Source organism: Spongisporangium articulatum (assembly GCF_044465595.1).
Classification (GTDB): Bacteria; Actinomycetota; Actinomycetes; order Actinomycetales; family Kineosporiaceae; genus Spongisporangium; species Spongisporangium articulatum.
Window position 1 is genome coordinate 178,385 of record NZ_JBITLV010000003.1, and the last position, 16,511, is coordinate 194,895.

Sequence of the window (16,511 nt, forward strand, 5' to 3'; positions counted from 1 at the left end):
CGCGGGCGTGACAAACGCCTCTCAGCGGGCCCTCAGACAAATCCTTCACAGGTTCATCGAACCCGGCGCAAAGGGACACCCGGCGGCCTACATTGCCGCTGTCCCGGGATTCCACCCGCGGACCCACACGCTTTTAGGGGAACTCGACGATGAGCACAGTCAAGGACGAGTCCACGCAGGTCCACGCGTGGTTCGACACCGCCACGCTGGGCAAGGGGAAGGGTGGCGACGCATTCCTCGGACGGGTGCTGGGCGCGGGCTACACCGCCGTCGTGCTCTACCCGGCGACCGCCGAGCGGTACGTGGGCAGGCTGCCCGGTGACGTCACCCGGGTGCTGCACGTGGCCGACAAGGCCGAGCTGCAGGGCGTCCTGGAGGCCGGGCTGATCCCCCAGGGCGACGACCGCCGCAAGTGGGTCGTGTCCTCGGAGCAGACCAAGGTCCTCCAGCAGGCCGCACAGGACGGCATCGCCACCTGCCTGCGGATGTCCGCGCACGACCAGGACAGCCTCAAGGCCGCGATCGAACTGGGCCGCGCGCACCGGTTCCTGGCCATGCGCTTCCCCGACCCGACCAACATCCCGCTCGAGCTGGTGATCGCCTCCCTGCAGGCGTCGCACACCATCGTGATCAAGGAGATCACCGACCCGAAGGACTCCGAGGACGCGGTGGTGGCCCTCGGCGTGATGGAGGTCGGCAGCGACGGGGTCCTGTTCTCGCCCGACGACGACGACGACGCGCTCAACGAGTTCGCCGCCGCTCTCAAGGAGGCCTCCGACCCCCGCATCGCGATCAGTGTCGCCACGGTGATCCGGTCGGTCCCGATCGGGATGGGGCACCGCGCCTGCATCGACCTGGCCACATTGTTCGAACCGACCGAGGGCATGCTGATCGGGTCCACGTCGCAGGGCGGCGTGCTGTGCTGCCCCGAGGTCTTCTACCTGCCCTACATGGAGCTGCGACCGTTCCGGGTGAACGCGGGCGGCGTGCACAGCTACGTGTACGCGGGCAACAACCGGACCAACTACCTGAGCGAGCTCAAGGGCGGCTGGCCGGCCACCGTCGTCGGCCTCGACGGACGCACCCGTGAGGTGCCGGTCGGACGGTCCAAGATCGAGATCCGGCCGCTGCGCCTGATCGAGGTCGAGTTCGAGGGGGGCGAGCGGGTCAACGTGATCATGCAGGACGACTGGCACGTGCGGGTCTACTCGGCCGAGGGCCAGCCGGCCAACGTCACCGAGCTGAAGCCCGGCGACAAGGTCCTGGGCCACGTGTCGACCCCCGGCCGGCACGTCGGCCTGCCCGTCGACGAGACGATCGAGGAGTACTGATGTCGGCGCCGGCGAAGGACCTGCGCTGGTCCCGCTTCGTCGCCCCGACGAGCGGGCGGTCGCTGATCGTCCCCATCGACCACGGCCTGACCATGGGCTCGGTGGCCGGCCTGTCCAGCGTGCACGAGATCTCGGGCTGGCTGCGGCACCCGGCCATCGACGGGGTCATCGCCCACAAGGGCATGGTCGACAAGCTGGCCACCCACGGGCTGCTGCAGGGTCTGGGCGTGATGATCCACCTCAACGGGAGCACGGCGATCGGCGAGGACCCGGACACCAAGCACATGGTCACGACGGTCGAGAACGCCGTCCGGCTGGGCGCCGACGCCGTCTCCATGCAGGTGAACTACCGCCCGGACAACCACGGCCACAACCTGAGCCAGCTCGGCCGGGTGGTGGACGAGGCCGAGCGGTTCGGCCTGCCCGTCCTGGTGATGGTCTACCCGGCCGGGCCGGCGGACGACGCCCCCGGCCGGCCGATGCGGCTGCACCGGCACTACCTGCGGGTGGCCTACGAACTCGGGGTGCACGCGGTCAAGACGGCCCCGCCCGAGCACCTCGACGACCTGGATGAGCTGCTCGACGGGATCGGGGAGGACCTGCCCATCCTGTTCTCCGGCGGCGCGCTCACGTCCGACGAGGAGCTGACCCACCTGGCCAAGGTGGTGGCGGACAGCCAGGCGGCCGGACTCTGCCTGGGGCGCAACGTGTTCCAGCGACCCGACCCGGCGCCGATCCTGGACCAGCTGCGCGCGCTGCTGGACGCCGCGCCGCGGGGCGGGGTGCTCGACGTGGCCGGGTTGGAAGGCTCGCTGCAGAACGCCTGACGCCTACTCCTCCAGCGCCGCCGCGATCACCGCGGCGGTGGCGGCGACGTACGGTTCGCGCAGCACCGACAGGTGATCACCCGCCACCTCGGCCAACCGCCACGGACCGGTCAGGAACCGCCCCCACGCCGAACGCTCCACCTTCTGCGGGGACTCGGCCACGAGGACGACGGTCGGCCCGGCGTAGGGCCGCCCCCGGTACCGGCGGTGCAGCACACCCGACAGCCGGTAGAACCGCCAGTACTGCTCGTCGGGTGCCCCGCGCAGGCCGGTCAGGGGCAGGCCGAGTGCGTCCTTCCAGGTCAGCGTCCCGTCCGGGACGAACAGCGCCGGGTCGGGCGGGAAGGAGTCGATCACCACGAGCATCGACACCTCCTCGCCCGCCCGGGTCAACTGCTGCGCCATCTCGTAGGCGACGAGCCCACCGAACGAGTGCCCGGCCAGCCGGTACGGCCCGTGCGGCTGGACCCGGCGCAGCTCGCGCACGTTACGCCGGGCGATCGCCGCCACGGACCAGTCGGGGACCGCCCGCCGTTCCAGCCCGCGGGCCTGCAGCGCGTACACCGGCTGGTCCGGACCCAGCGCACGGGCCAGCGCCATGAAGGTCAGCCCCAGCCCACCCCCACCGGCCGCGACGAACAGCGGTGGCCGCGAGCCGGCCGGCTGGACCGGGACGAGCACGTCGGCGCCCGGCTCCGGGCGGCGACGCAGCCGGGCCGCGAACTGCCGCACCGTGGGAGCCTGCGCCAGCAGGTTGCCGGTCACCGTCCCCCGGTCGACGCCGACCCGGTCCGCCAGCGTCGCGACCAGCGCCTCGGCGGCCAGCGAGTCACCGCCCAGCTCGAAGAAGTCGTCGTCGAGCCCGAGGTCGTCGAGCCCGAGCGCCGCGGCGAAGGCGTCGGCGACCACCCGTTCCCAGTCACTGACGTCGGTGCCGTCGCTGCCGTCGCTGCGCCCGGGGCTCACAGGCGGCGGGTCGGGCAGCGCGGACCGGTCGAGTTTGCCGCGTTCGGTGCGCGGCAACGCCTCCAGGAACACCACCGTGGCCGGAACCATGTACGCGGGCAGGGTCTCCCGCAGCCGGGCCCGGACCGTCGCCGCGTTCAGCACGGCGCCGGGGCGGGCCACCACGTAGGCGACCAGCCGCATCGCGCCCAGCGCGTCGGGCCGGCCCAGGACCAGCGCCTCCCGCACGTCGGGCATCGCGAAGAGCACCGCATCGACCTCACCGGGTTCCACGAGGTACCCGCGGACCTTCACGCTGTGGTCCCGGCGGCCGAGCAGCACGAGCCGGCCGGCGTCGTCCCAGCGCGCCAGGTCGCTGCTGCGGAAGCTGCGCAGGCCCTCGGACCGGCCGAAGGCCGACCGGGTGGCCGCCGCGTCGCCGGCGTAACCGTCGGCGAGGTGCTCCCGCCGGACGACGACCGTCCCGCTCACGCCCGCGGGCACCTCGTCGCCGTGGTCGTCGACCAGGACCACCCGCGTCGTCCCGACGGGGGTCCCGACCGGCACGGGCCCCTCCGGGGTCGGGTCCTGCGGCCCGATCACGTACTGCGCGATCAGGCCCGTCTCGGACGAGCCGTACCGGTTGTAGAAGGTGCACCCCGCCGGCAGCACGGCCCGGGCCGCGGCCAGGTCCCGCCCGTGCACGACCTCGCCGGCCGTGGTCAGCGAGCGGACCGTGGTCAGCTGAGCCGGGTCGGGACGGGCCTCGACCAGCCCGCGCAGGATGGCCGGGCTGGCGTGCACGACCGTGGCCCGGTGGGCGGCCAGGAACTCCGGCAGGCCGGCGAGCCCGGACTCGCGGACGTCGTACAGCGCCAGCGTCGCGCCCACGAGCGGACCGGCGACCGTCGCCATCAGCCCCGCGTGGAAGGCCATCGGCAGGGTGTGGGCCACCACGTCGTCGGCGTCGTAGCAGCCGCCGGCCGTCGAGTTCGCCCAGGCGTCCCCGACCAGCTGCCGGTGCGCGGTGACGACCACCTTCGGGCGTCCGGTCGAGCCGGAGGTGAACGACAGGACGGCGGGCGCGGCCGGGTCGGGCGGGTCGGTGAACAGCCCCTCGGGGTTCGGGCGGGCCTCCGCCGCCTCATCGGGCCTGACGACGAGCACGTGCTCGACCACCTCGGCCGCGACCCCGGCGTGGCCCGGGTCGCTCAGGACGTACCGGACGGCGACCCGCTCCGCGAGGCCGCGCAGCCTCGCCGCCGGGGTGCGGGCGTCGAGCACGAGCAGGGGGTGCCCCGAGGCCAGGACACCGAGGACCGCGGCGACCGCCCCGGCGTGGTGCCCGAACAGCACGCCCACGGGCTCGCCGGGCCTCCGGCCGCCCGGCCCGTCGTCCAGCGCCTCGGCCACCCGGGCGCGCACGTGCGCGGCGACCGTCGCCAGCTCCCGGTACGAGAGCCGCCGGTCGGCGTCGCACACCGCGAGCGCCTCCGGCTGGGCGGCCACGACCGCCCGCAGCCGGGCCAGGACGCCGTCGTTCACGTCGGAGGACGCCAGCGGACGGATCACCCGAACGGGTGCCCGTCCCACGGCCCCCGGGCTCACGACCGACATGAACCCGAGTGTCCCCGGGCGTGGCCCGGCGCGGGCCCGGTCGCCCACCCCGTCACCCGGGCGGTGGGGGGTCGAACAGGCATACTTGGACACCAGGACCAGCAGAAGGAGACCGATGAAGTCGGGGATCGATAGCGCGTACGTGCTGGACGGCGTCCGGCCGCAGGACGACCTCTTCCGGCACGTGAACGGCCGATGGCTGGACGAGTTCGCGATCCCCGACGACCGCGCCTCGCACGGCACGTTCTACGCGCTGCGCGACGCGGCCGAGGAGCAGCTGAAGAAGATCGCCGAGGCCGCCGCCATCCACGCGCTGGAGGGCGAGGGCGCCCGCAAGGTCGGCGACCTGTACGCCTCCTTCCTCGACGAGGAGGGGATCGAGGCCCGCGGCATCACCCCGATCGCCGAGGACCTGGCCGCCGTGGACGCCGTCACCGACCGGGCCGGGCTGGTGCGGCTGTTCGGTGAGCTCGACCGGGCCGGCAGCGGCGCGCCGTTCGGCTTCTTCGTCAACAACGACGCCAAGCAGTCCGACACCTACGTGGTGTACGTCGGGCAGGGCGGGCTGAGCCTGCCCGACGAGTCCTACTACCGGGACGAGCAGCACGCGCAGGTGCGGGAGAAGTTCCTGGGCCACGTCGAGCGCATGCTCACCCTCGCGGGCCGTCCCGACCCGGCCGGGAGCGCGCAGCGCATCCTGGCGCTGGAGACGAAGATCGCGAGCCACCATTGGGACCGGGTGACCAACCGCGACGCCAACAAGACCTACACCAAGCTGACCGGGGCCGAACTCGCCGCGCTGACCCCCGACTTCGACTGGTCGGCCTGGGCCGGTGCGCTGGGCGCCCCCGACGGCGCCTTCGACGAGGTCGTCGTCCGGCAGCCGCCGTTCTTCGAGGGCCTGTCGCAGCTGCTCGCGCAGGAACCCCTGGAGGACTGGAAGACCTGGCTGGCCTGGCGGCAGGTGACCGGGGCCGCGTCGCTGCTGTCGGACGCCTTCGTGCAGGAGAACTTCGACTTCTACGGCCGCACCCTGACCGGCGCCCCGCAGCTGCGCGACCGGTGGAAGCGCGCGCTGGGCATGGTCGAGGGCGCCCTCGGCGAGGAGCTCGGGAAGCTCTACGTGGAACGGCACTTCTCCCCCGCCGCCAAGGAGCGGATGCAGGAGCTGGTGGCCAACCTGGTCGAGGCCTACCGGCAGAGCATCTCGGAGCTGGAGTGGATGGGCCCCGACACCCGGCAACGGGCCCTGACGAAGCTGGCCGCGTTCACCCCGAAGATCGCCTACCCCGACGAGTTCCGCGACTACTCGGCGCTCGAGATCGACCGCCACGACCTGGTCGGGAACGCCCGGCGCGCAGCGGAGTTCGAGCTGAACCGCGACTTCGGCAAGCTCGGCGGGCCGATCGATCGCAACGAGTGGTTCATGACCCCGCAGACGATCAACGCCTACTACAACCCGGTGCAGAACGAGATCGTCTTCCCGGCCGCCATCCTGCAGCCGCCGTTCTTCGACATCGACGCCGACGACGCGGTCAACTACGGCGCGATCGGGGCGGTGATCGGGCACGAGATCGGGCACGGGTTCGACGACCAGGGCTCGAAGTACGACGGCGACGGCAACCTCGTCGACTGGTGGACGGACGACGACCGGGCCGAGTTCGAGAAGCGCACCAGCTCGCTGATCACCCAGTACGACGCGCTGGAGCCGCGGCAGACGCCGGGCCAGCACGTGAACGGGGAGCTGACCATCGGCGAGAACATCGGCGACCTGGGCGGGCTGTCGATCGCCTACGCGGCCTACCGGATCGCCCTGGACGGGGCCCGGCCCCCGCAGCTCGACGGGATGACCGGCGACCAGCGCTTCTTCTGGGCGTGGGCGCAGGCGTGGCGGGGCAAGTCGCGCGACGAGGAGGTCAAGCGCCGGCTGACGCTCGACCCGCACTCGCCCGAGGAGTTCCGCTGCAACGCGGTGGTCCGCAACATCGACGCCTTCCACGCGGCGTTCGACGTGACGCCGGGCGACGCGCTGTGGCTGGACGAGGCCGACCGGGTGCGCATTTGGTAGACGGACCGTGGTAGGTGCCGCCCCCTGGCTCACCGTCGAGGAGTTGACCCGGGTCGCCTTCGAGCGGTCCGCAGTGGTGATGCTGAACGAGGCCCGGGCGGGGGCGCGGTACTGCCCACGCACCCGTCGGGTCGGCGTCGCGATGGTCCGGGCCGCCCACGCGCTCGGCGTCCGCCGGCTGGCCGTCGAGTCCATCACCGACGACGAGTTGCCCCGCGCCGCCAAGGATCTCGGCTGGAGTGTGCACCCCTACGAGATCGTCGCCGACTGGGACCGGATGACCCGCGAGGAGGCCGGCAGCACCGAGTTCGGGCAGCGGCGGGAGCTGGCCCAGGCCCAGAACCTGGCGGCGGTCGCCGACGGCGGCCACCGGGTCCTGGTCTGGTGCGGCAACGGGCACGGCGGGAAGGACCGGACGGACGACTGGTCGCCGATGGGGTGGCACTTCCCCCGGGTCAGCGGCGTGGCCACCTTCTCCATCGACCAGACGCTGACCGTGGACTGGCCCGACCGCGGTGAGGCCCGGCCCGGCCTCGCCCGCGAGCTGAGCGGCGTCCTGGCCCCGTTCGGCGGCACGGCCGCCATCCTCCGGGAGGACATGACCGAGGACCCGGGCGCCTTCTACGACGCCTACGTCGTCTCGACGGACAACGCCTTCACCTGACGCTTGACCTTGACGCAGGGTCAACCCCCGACCCTGCTCGCATGAGTACAGAAGCGATCACAGCCGCCGGGCTGACCCTCTCCTTCGGGGAGCGGAAGGTCCTCGACGGCCTGGACCTGCACGTGCCGGTCGGCAGCGTCTTCGCGCTGCTCGGGCCCAACGGCGCCGGGAAGACCACCACCGTGCGCATCCTCACCACCCTCCTGCTCCCCGACTCCGGGACGGCCGCCGTCGGCGGCCACGACGTCGTCTCCCAGGCGGACGACGTCCGTGCGAGAATCGGCGTCACCGGGCAGTTCTCGGCGATCGACGAGCTGCTCACCGGTGCCGAGAACCTGCGCCTCATGGGCGATCTGCTGCACCTGCGACGGGCCGAACGCGACCGCCGGGCGGCCGACCTGCTGCGGCGGTTCGACCTCGTCGAGGCGGCGCACCGGCCCGCGAGCACGTACTCGGGTGGGATGAAGCGGCGCCTCGACCTGGCCATGACCCTGATGGGTCGCCCACCGGTGATCTTTCTCGACGAACCGACCACCGGGCTGGACCCGCGCAGCCGGCGCGACCTCTGGCAGGGCGTGCGGGAGCTGGTGGCCGGCGGGGTCACCGTCTTCCTCACCACCCAGTACCTGGAGGAGGCCGACGCACTCGCCGACCGGGTCGCCGTCCTCGACCACGGCCGGATCGTCGCCGACGGCACCCCCGCCCAGCTCAAGCGCGGCATCCCCGGTGGCCACCTGAACGTCGTCCTCACCGACCGGGCCGCGCTCGACGCGGCCGCCGCCGCCCTGTCCGACGCCGGCCACGGCGGCGTCGAGACCGACCCGGACGCGCTCGAGCTGCGCGTACCGACCGACGGGCTCGGCGCCGTCCGGGCCGCCCTGTCCCACCTCGACGACGCATCCGTCGAGACGTTCAGCCTGCACACCCCCGACCTGGACGACGTGTTCCTGGCCCTGACCGGAGGCTCCCGATGAGAGACAGCCTGACCATGTTCCGCAGGCAGCTGCTGCACATGCGCCGCTACCCGTCGCTGACGATCATGCTTCTGGCCCAACCGGTCCTGTTCCTGCTGCTGTTCGTCTACGTGCTGGGCGGCAGCCTCGGCGCGAGCCTGGGCGGCGGCCGGTCGCAGTACCTGATCTACATCGTCCCGGCGATCCTCGTGATCGCCGTGGCGAGCGTCGCGCTGGGGACGGCGGTCTCGATCGCGACGGACATGACCGGCGGGGTGATCGCCCGGTTCCGGACCATGGCCATCGCCCGGGCCTCGGTGCTCACCGGGCACGTGCTCGGTGCGATGGCGCAGACGGCGCTCGCCGTCGCGGTCAGCGCGCTCGTGGCCGTCGCCCTCGGCTACCGGTCGTCGGCCGGGGTTCCGGACTGGCTCGTGACCGTCTGTGTGCTGGGCGCTTTCGGGTTCGCGCTGACCTGGTTGACGGTGGCGCTCGGCCTGGCCGCCGACAGTGTGGAGACGGCCAGCAACACGCCCATGTTCCTGGTCTTCCTGCCGTTCCTGGGCAGTGGCTTCGTGCCCACCGACTCGATGCCGGCCGGGCTGCGCTGGTTCGCCGAGTACCAGCCGTTCACCCCGGTGATGGAAGCGGTGCGTGGATCGTTGGCGGGCGCAGTCGAGGCGTCCGACGTCTGGCTCGCGCTCGGCTGGTCCACCGGGATCGCGGCGCTCGGATACCTGTGGGCGCGGCGCCTCTACCGGTCCCGTGTGGTCGGCTGAGCCGGCCGCCCGGCCGATTACCGTCGTCCCGTGATCACGATCAGCCAGCTGGCGGCGTTCGCCGGAGTCACCGTGCGGGCCGTGCGGCACTACCACGCGCGCGGCCTGCTGCCGGAGCCCGAAAGGGACCCCAGCGGCTACCGACGCTACGACGCGCAGGCCGTCGTCGACCTGATCCGGATCCGGACCCTGGCCGAGGCCGGTGTCCCCCTGGCGCGGGTGAAGGACCTGCTGGCCGCCGACGACGCCCACTTCACCGCCGCGCTGGCCGAGATCGACGGCGATCTGCGGCAGCGGATCCGGCAGCTCCAGAAGCACCGACGCAGCGTGGCGCTGCTTGCGTCGGGCGAGACCCTGGGGCTGCCGGAGGCTGTCGTCGGCTACCTCGAGCTGCTGCGCGGGATCGGGGTCAGCGAGCGAACTGTGGAGATGGAACGGCAGGGCTGGATCCTGATCGCCGCCCGCACACCGGAGGTGATCGAGGGCTGGATCGCGGAGAAGCGGGCCGGGCTGGAGGACGAGCGGTTCCGGTCCCTGTACCTCGGGTTCGACCAGCTCTTCGACGCCGACGTGGACGATCCCCGGATCGAGCGGATCGCGGATGAGCTGGCCGCCTTCGTGCGGGATTCACCGGCCCCGACCGCGGAGGCGGCCACCCCCGACGACGTGATGGTCGGCCTGATCGACTCCTACGTCCTCAGCTCCTCCCCCGCCTGGCGGCGGGTCGCCGAACGAGCCCAGGAACGAGGTCTGACCGGGTGGAGCGACCTCCGTGATTTGACGGAGTGAGTACTCACTCCGCATAGTGGTGCCGTGGTCGAGACCCCCCGTCGGCGCGCGCCCGGCATGTCCCTCGAGGAACGCCGGGAGATGATCGTGCGCGCGGCCCTGCCCCTGGTGGCGGAGCTCGGGCCCGGGGTCACCACGCAGCAGATCGCCCGCGCGGCGGGCATCGGCGAGGCCACCGTGTTCCGGGCCTTCGAGGACAAGGCGGCCCTGCTGCGAGCCTGCATGACCGAGGCCATGCGCCCCGAGTACGTGCACGAGGCACTCGACGCGATCGAGCTCGAGCAGACGCTCGAGGAGCGGCTCCTGGAGGCTGCACTCACCCTCACGGCCCACGCCCGGCGGGTCGGGGTCGTCGTCCAGGCGCTCATGATGTCGGGCCTGAAGGTGGCCCGCGACGACCCCGCGAGTCAGGACAAGCGGCTGCAGCTGCACCGCAGCCGTGAGGAGTCGCTGGCCCGGACCGCGGCGCGGCTCGTCGTCCTGATGGAGCCGGACGCCGACCGCTTCCGGGTGCCGCTGCCCACCGCCGCGCGGGCCTTCGCATTCCTGGCCATGTCCCAGGGCCGCCCCGGCAGCCTGGGCGACGGCGAGCACGACGAGGCCGCCGAGATGGCCGAGCTGATCGACCTGTTCCTGCACGGTTCCTTGAAATCCATTTGATGGCAATGCTTCACCTGGGGAGGATCAGAGGATGCTGACGGGCCTGCTGCGCGAGAAGCTGCAGCCGTACCGCTCCTGGATCACCGCTGTCGTCGCCCTGCAGGTCGTGGCGACGATGGCGATGCTCTACCTGCCGGCGCTCAACGCCGACATCATCGACAAGGGCGTCGTCACGGGCGACACCGGGTACATCGGGCGCCTCGGCGCCTGGATGCTCGCCGTGTCCGCGGTCCAGGGCATCTGCACGGTGGGCGCGGTGTACGCCGGGGCCCGCTCGGCGTCCGCGCTGGGCCGTGACCTGCGCGCCGCGGTCTTCGACCGGGTGCAGCGGTTCTCCACCCGGGAGATCGGACAGATCGGCACGCCCTCGCTGATCACCCGCTCCACCAACGACATCCAGCAGGTCCAGATGCTGACGCTGATGGGGCTGACCATGATGGCCGCCGCTCCGATCATGGGTGTGGGCGCCGCGATCATGGCCGTGCACGAGGATGCGCCGCTGTCGCTGCTGCTCGTCCTCGTCGTACCCGTCCTGGGCCTCAGCGTGGCCGCCATCGTGCGCCGGATGCGCCCGCTGGGCCGCGACATGCAGGACCGCGTCGACGGCATCAACCGGGTGCTACGCGAGCAGATCGCGGGCGTCCGGGTGGTCCGGGCCTTCGTCCGCGACGGCTTCGAACGCCGCCGCTTCGCCGGCGCCAACGACGACCTGTACGACGTGTCGATGGCCATGGGCCGGCTGATGTCGATGATGTTCCCGCTGGTGATCCTCGTGATCAACCTGTCCAGCGTGCTGGTCATCTGGTTCGGCGGGCTGCGGATCGACTCCGGCGGCATGCAGATCGGGGCCCTCACGGCGTTCCTCAGCTACCTGATGCAGATGCTGATGGCGGTCATGATGGCCACCTTCATGTTCGTCATGCTCCCCCGCGCCGAGGCCTCGGCCGAACGCATCGTCGAGGTGCTGGACACCGAGTCGAGCCTCGAACCGCCCGTCGCGCCGCGGCTTCCGGCCGGCCGGTCGCGCGGCCGGCTGGAGCTGCGGGACGTCGAGTTCCGTTACCCCGGCGCCGACGAACCCGTTCTGCACGGCGTCTCGCTGGTCGCCGAACCCGGCCAGGTGACCGCGGTGATCGGTAGCACCGGCGCGGGCAAGACGACGATGATCAATCTGATCCCCCGGCTGGCCGACGTCACCGCCGGCGAGGTGCTGCTGGACGGCGTCGACGTCCGCGAACTCGACCCGGCGGTGCTCGCGTCGTCGATCGGTCTGGTCCCCCAGCGGCCCTACCTGTTCAGCGGCACCGTGGGCTCGAACGTCCGCTACGGCGATCCCGCGGCGACGGACGAGCAGGTGTGGGAGGCGCTCGACGTCGCCCAGGCCCGGGACTTCGTCTCGGCGATGCCGGAGGGGCTGGAGACGCCGATCGCCCAGGGCGGGACGAACGTGTCGGGCGGGCAGCGGCAGCGGCTGGCCATCGCGCGGGCCCTCGTACGCCGTCCGGCGCTCTACCTGTTCGACGACTCGTTCTCGGCCCTCGACTACGCCACCGACGCCGCGCTGCGGCAGGCGCTGATGCGCCGGACCTCGGACGCTGCGGTGCTCATCGTCGCGCAGCGGGTCAACACCATCAGACACGCGGACCGGATCGTCGTCCTCGACGAGGGGCGCGTCGTCGGCACCGGACGGCACGAGGAGCTCATGGAGACGTGTGAGACCTACCGCGAGATCGTCCTGTCCCAGCTGACCGAGCAGGAGGCCGCCTGATGAGCAGCTCGACCACGCAGCGGCCCGGCTCACCGGCCGGAGGTCCCCCGGCCGGAGGCCCACCGCGCGGTCCCGGCCCGGCCGCCGGTCCCGGCTTCCGCGGCGGCCCCGCCGCGTTCATGAGCGGTCGTTCCACCGAGAAGGCGCTCGACTTCAAGGGCTCCGCCCGGCGGCTGGTCCGGATGCTGCGCCCACAGCGGGTTCTCGTGCTCTGCGCCCTTGTGCTGGGCGCGATCGGGGTCGGTTTCTCGGTGCTCGGGCCGCGGATCCTCGGGCACGCCACCGACCTCATCTTCGCCGGGGTCATCAACCGGCAGCTGGCCGAACGCGGCGTGACCCAGGAGCAGGCCGTCGCCGGCCTGGAGGCGCAGGGGAACACGACCCAGGCCGACCTGTTCCGCTCCCTCGACCTGGGTACCGGCACGGGCATCGATTTCGCAGCGGTGGCCAGGGTTCTCGTGCTCGTGGCGGTCATCTACGTGATCGCGTCGGCGTTCATGTACGTGCAGGCCCGCCTGACCACGGCCGCCGTGCAGTCGGCGATGCGCGACCTGCGCGGCGCGTCCCAGGACAAGCTGTCCCGGTTACCGCTGTCGTACTTCGACGGGCGCCCGCGCGGCGAGGTGCTCAGCCGGGTCACCAACGACATCGACAACCTGGCCCAGACCCTGCAGCAGACCATGAGCCAGATGGTGAACTCCCTGCTCACCATCGTGGGCACGCTGGCCATGATGTTCTGGATCTCCTGGCTGCTGGCCCTCGTCGCGCTGGTGACCGTGCCGGTGTCGATCCTCGTGGTCAGCTTCCTGGGCAAGCGGGCCCAGCCGCAATTCATCAAGCAGTGGGCGGCCACCGGCCGGTTGAACGGCCACATCGAGGAGGTCTACACCGGGCACGCCCTGGTCACCGCGTTCGGCCGGCAGGACGAGGCCCGCCGGACGTTCGACGAGCACAACGAGGCGCTGTACGACGCCGGGTTCCGCTCGCAGTTCGTGTCCGGGTTGATCCAGCCGTCGATGATGCTGATCGGCAACCTGAACTACGTGCTGGTCGCCGTGGTCGGCGGCCTGCGGGTGGCGTCGGGGTCGCTGTCGCTGGGGTCGGTCCAGGCCTTCATCCAGTACTCCCGGCAGTTCAGCCAGCCGCTGTCGCAGGTGGCCGGGATGGCGAACCTGCTGCAGTCCGGGATCGCCTCCGCGGAGCGGGTCTTCGCGCTCCTGGACGCCGAGGAGCAGAGCGCCGAGCCGGCCTCCCCCGCCCGACCCACGCACGTACGGGGGCGCGTCGAGTTCGACCACGTGTCGTTCCGCTACGACCCGGAGAAGCCGCTGATCGACGACCTGTCGCTGTCCGTCGAACCCGGCCAGACCGTGGCCATCGTCGGGCCGACCGGCGCCGGCAAGACCACGCTGGTCAACCTGCTGATGCGGTTCTACGAGGTGACCGGCGGGCAGATCCGGCTCGACGGCGTCGACATCGCCACCATGGACCGGGAGGAGTTGCGGGCCCGCACCGGCATGGTGCTGCAGGACGCCTGGCTGTTCGGCGGCAGCATCGCGGACAACATCGCCTACGGGTCGCCCGACGTCTCGCAGGAGCGCATCGTCGCGGCCGCCCAGGCCACGCACGTCGACCAGTTCGTCCGGACACTGCCCGAGGGCTACGACACCGTGCTGGACGACGAGGGCGAGAACGTCAGCGCCGGGCAACGGCAGCTGATCACCATCGCCCGGGCGTTCCTCGCCGAGCCGTCCATCCTGATCCTCGACGAGGCGACGTCGTCGGTCGACACCCGCACCGAGGTGCTGATCCAGCGGGCGATGAACTCGCTGCGCGCCGGGCGCACGAGTTTCGTCATCGCGCACCGGCTCTCGACCATCCGGGATGCCGACGTGATCCTGGTGATGGACGGCGGGGCGATCGTCGAGCAGGGCACGCACCAGCAGCTGCTGGCCGCAGGTGGGGCTTACGCGGCGCTCTACTCGGCCCAGTTCGCTCAGGCCGCGGTCGAGGTGGACTGATGCCGGGTTCTCCGGCGGAGGTCACCACGACCGCGCACACCGGCGCGGGCATGCTCGCCCTGTGGGATGCCGGGACGTTCGCAGGGGTCGACGGCTACGCCGAGTGGGAGCGGCGCGTCGAGGACCGCCTGGCGGAGGCAATCCGTGGCGGCGAACTGGTGCCGGTCAACATCGGTCACGACGGCGCCTACGGTGTCCGGCTCGTGACGGCACCGAACCGTCCGACCGAGCGGGAAGCCCGGCACACGGTCGTCACGAGCGAGCCGTATTTGCTGTCGGTCACGGACCGGCGGTCGCGATGGCGCCGTCCGGTCGGCACGGTCTGTCTGAGCGGGATCGAATTCGTCGGGCACACTGAGGACGCGCCGGTCACCGTCAATCTCGTCCCCGGCCTGTACGCCGTGCGGGCGGCGCTCCTCGCGTGGGAGGACGATCCGGAGTCGAGGGACTCCGACGGCAACCTGTCGTCCTACGCTCTGCCCGACTTCGTCATCCAGCTCGCCCCGGTCGACGGCACCGAGGAGTTCCGTTCGGAGCAGGCAACCTTCGCCTCCCTGGAATGACTCAACCGCGGTAGGCGCGCCAGCCGCCCTCGACGTCGCTGATGTCGACGACGCCGGGCGCGCCCACCGCGTCGTCACGCATCCGCATCGAGAGAGAGCCGGTGCCGTCCTCCAGCTCGATGACGGTCAGCTCGAGCTCCGGGGGTTCGCGCGGCAGGAGGCGCTCGGCGAGCATCAGGTACGGCAACTCGTACACCTCGCCGAGCACCCGTCGTCCGAGCTCGGGCTCCTGCGCCGGGTGCAGCCCGGGGAACGTGTCCCGGACCGCGTAGAAGCGGTACCGCGGCGCGCTGAACACCTCCCCAACGAAGCGGGCGTCGGAAAACGCGTCGTTGAACTCGCCGCCGCGCATGCCCTGCCCGTTGACGAACATCCTGACCAGGTCCATGGGTGACATCCTGTCCTGAAGACACAGGGATTCGCCCAGGAGCCCCTACGGCGGACGTAGCAGTGCCATGATCGTCCGATCGCATCAGGACCGCAGCTACGGGGCGAGGAATGGGACTACTCGACAGGATTCGTGGTGGCGCGAGAGCCGGAGCGGCATCGGCCGCTGAAGTACTGCATGAGGGATATGACGACCTGGAGGTCGTGGGCGAATCCCAGTACCAGGACTGGCTCTGGCGACTGTGCGGAGCACGACCAGGCCAGCGGGTCCGGCACCCGATCATTGCTGTTCTGGTCCCCGAACCGGACAATCCTTTCGACGCCAACGCCATCGCAGTACGAGTCCGAGGCGGTGTCGTCGGCTACCTTTCAAGAGGGCAGGCTGCACAGTATCTCTCGGGCTTGCACGGTCTGATGCGTGCCTGCGGTGGCCTGGTGGCCCTGCGAGGCGTGATCGTCGGTGGTGGGTATTACGACGACGGCCCGGGTCGTCTCGGCGTATGGCTGCAACACGATCCGGCTGCATTCGGGGTCACCCCTCCTTCAGGGCCGACCTACGGGGACCGCAGTCGGGCGGTCGCGGTCGATCCACTGGGTTCGATGCGCACGGGATTGACCGAGGCTTGGGCATCCGATCTCGACGACGACACGTACGACCTCTCCTGGTATCACGGCATCCCGAATGGTGACGAACTCGCAGTCGACTACCTGGAACGACAGTTGGCTCAGGACCCCGACCCGCTGGACAGGCACTTTCAGTTCTCAGAACTCGAGACGCGCCTGTACCGCATGCGAGAACTACGCGACGATGCGTTGGCGCGGTATGACGACGCCTGCCGTCGGCACGACGCCGAGATGGAGACCATTTGCGCGGCTTTCCGCCGGAAGTGGGGCAAGGTCCCGCTGCTCGAGACTTATCGCCAGATGGCCATCCGTCAGCAGAAGATCAAGAACTGGACAGCGTGTCTGTGGTGGGCCGAACGGGGCCTCGCACTCTACGGCCAGGACGCTGTGCGCGTTGATGCCGTGGAAGACCTGTTGAAGCGACGCAACAGAGCACTGTCGAAGCTCGAAGTGGAAGCTGGCTAGGCCGATAGGCATCGGAGCAAGAGGGAAACCCACTCATCTGTAATACTTTT

At 71.2% G+C, this 16,511-nt stretch carries 14 protein-coding genes; 12 read left to right on the forward strand and 2 right to left on the reverse strand.

The window, feature by feature from the left end:
* The first annotated feature begins 149 nt into the window (after positions 1–149).
* Both ACIB24_RS10515 and ACIB24_RS10520 read left to right on the forward strand, forming a co-directional pair.
* Entirely contained in the window at positions 150–1,331 is a 1,182-nt protein-coding gene (locus ACIB24_RS10515) for a 3-dehydroquinate synthase II (protein WP_398279287.1), read from the forward strand.
* A complete protein-coding gene (locus tag ACIB24_RS10520; RefSeq protein WP_398279290.1) occupies positions 1,331–2,158 on the forward strand; it encodes a class I fructose-bisphosphate aldolase in 828 nt (275 codons plus the stop codon). The genes ACIB24_RS10515 and ACIB24_RS10520 overlap by 1 nt, the downstream gene beginning before the upstream one ends.
* Before the next feature lie 3 nt (positions 2,159–2,161).
* Here ACIB24_RS10520 and ACIB24_RS10525 read toward each other — a convergent pair whose 3' ends face one another.
* Entirely contained in the window at positions 2,162–4,720 is a 2,559-nt protein-coding gene (locus ACIB24_RS10525; RefSeq protein WP_398279293.1) for an AMP-binding protein, read from the reverse strand.
* Positions 4,721–4,835: 115 nt separating this feature from the next.
* Between ACIB24_RS10525 and ACIB24_RS10530 the strand changes: the two genes are divergently transcribed.
* The 9 genes from ACIB24_RS10530 to ACIB24_RS10570 are packed head-to-tail and all read left to right on the forward strand — an operon-like array spanning position 4,836 to position 14,985.
* On the forward strand, positions 4,836–6,788 hold the full coding sequence (locus tag ACIB24_RS10530) for a M13 family metallopeptidase (protein WP_398279296.1): 1,953 nt from the start codon (positions 4,836–4,838) through the stop codon (positions 6,786–6,788).
* 7 nt (positions 6,789–6,795) lie between these two features.
* Positions 6,796–7,452, forward strand: a complete 657-nt coding sequence (locus ACIB24_RS10535) for a hypothetical protein (RefSeq protein ID WP_398279299.1) — start codon at positions 6,796–6,798, stop codon at positions 7,450–7,452.
* Positions 7,453–7,493: 41 nt separating this feature from the next.
* A complete protein-coding gene (locus ACIB24_RS10540; protein ID WP_398279302.1) occupies positions 7,494–8,426 on the forward strand; it encodes an ATP-binding cassette domain-containing protein in 933 nt (310 codons plus the stop codon).
* A complete protein-coding gene (locus tag ACIB24_RS10545; RefSeq protein ID WP_398279305.1) occupies positions 8,423–9,184 on the forward strand; it encodes an ABC transporter permease in 762 nt (253 codons plus the stop codon). The genes ACIB24_RS10540 and ACIB24_RS10545 overlap by 4 nt, the downstream gene beginning before the upstream one ends.
* A 30-nt stretch (positions 9,185–9,214) precedes the next feature.
* The gene (locus ACIB24_RS10550; protein ID WP_398279308.1) at positions 9,215–9,973 is read left to right on the forward strand and encodes a MerR family transcriptional regulator; all 759 of its coding nucleotides are present in this window, start codon (positions 9,215–9,217) and stop codon (positions 9,971–9,973) included.
* 24 nt (positions 9,974–9,997) lie between these two features.
* Entirely contained in the window at positions 9,998–10,633 is a 636-nt protein-coding gene (locus ACIB24_RS10555) for a TetR/AcrR family transcriptional regulator (protein WP_398279311.1), read from the forward strand.
* A gap of 31 nt (positions 10,634–10,664) precedes the next feature.
* Positions 10,665–12,401, forward strand: a complete 1,737-nt coding sequence (locus ACIB24_RS10560; protein ID WP_398279314.1) for an ABC transporter ATP-binding protein — start codon at positions 10,665–10,667, stop codon at positions 12,399–12,401.
* A complete protein-coding gene (locus ACIB24_RS10565; protein ID WP_398279317.1) occupies positions 12,401–14,422 on the forward strand; it encodes an ABC transporter ATP-binding protein in 2,022 nt (673 codons plus the stop codon). The genes ACIB24_RS10560 and ACIB24_RS10565 overlap by 1 nt, the downstream gene beginning before the upstream one ends.
* Complete coding sequence (locus ACIB24_RS10570; RefSeq protein ID WP_398279320.1) at positions 14,422–14,985, forward strand: hypothetical protein; 564 nt, start codon at positions 14,422–14,424, stop codon at positions 14,983–14,985. The genes ACIB24_RS10565 and ACIB24_RS10570 overlap by 1 nt, the downstream gene beginning before the upstream one ends.
* A 1-nt stretch (position 14,986) precedes the next feature.
* Here ACIB24_RS10570 and ACIB24_RS10575 read toward each other — a convergent pair whose 3' ends face one another.
* Positions 14,987–15,373, reverse strand: coding sequence for an allophanate hydrolase-related protein (locus ACIB24_RS10575; RefSeq protein ID WP_398279322.1), 387 nt, complete (start codon positions 15,371–15,373; stop codon positions 14,987–14,989).
* A gap of 110 nt (positions 15,374–15,483) precedes the next feature.
* Here ACIB24_RS10575 and ACIB24_RS10580 point away from each other — a divergent pair, with 110 nt between their 5' ends.
* Positions 15,484–16,461 (forward strand): HIRAN domain-containing protein, encoded by a 978-nt coding sequence (locus ACIB24_RS10580; RefSeq protein WP_398279325.1) that lies wholly within the window; start codon positions 15,484–15,486, stop codon positions 16,459–16,461.
* Positions 16,462–16,511 lie beyond the last annotated feature (50 nt).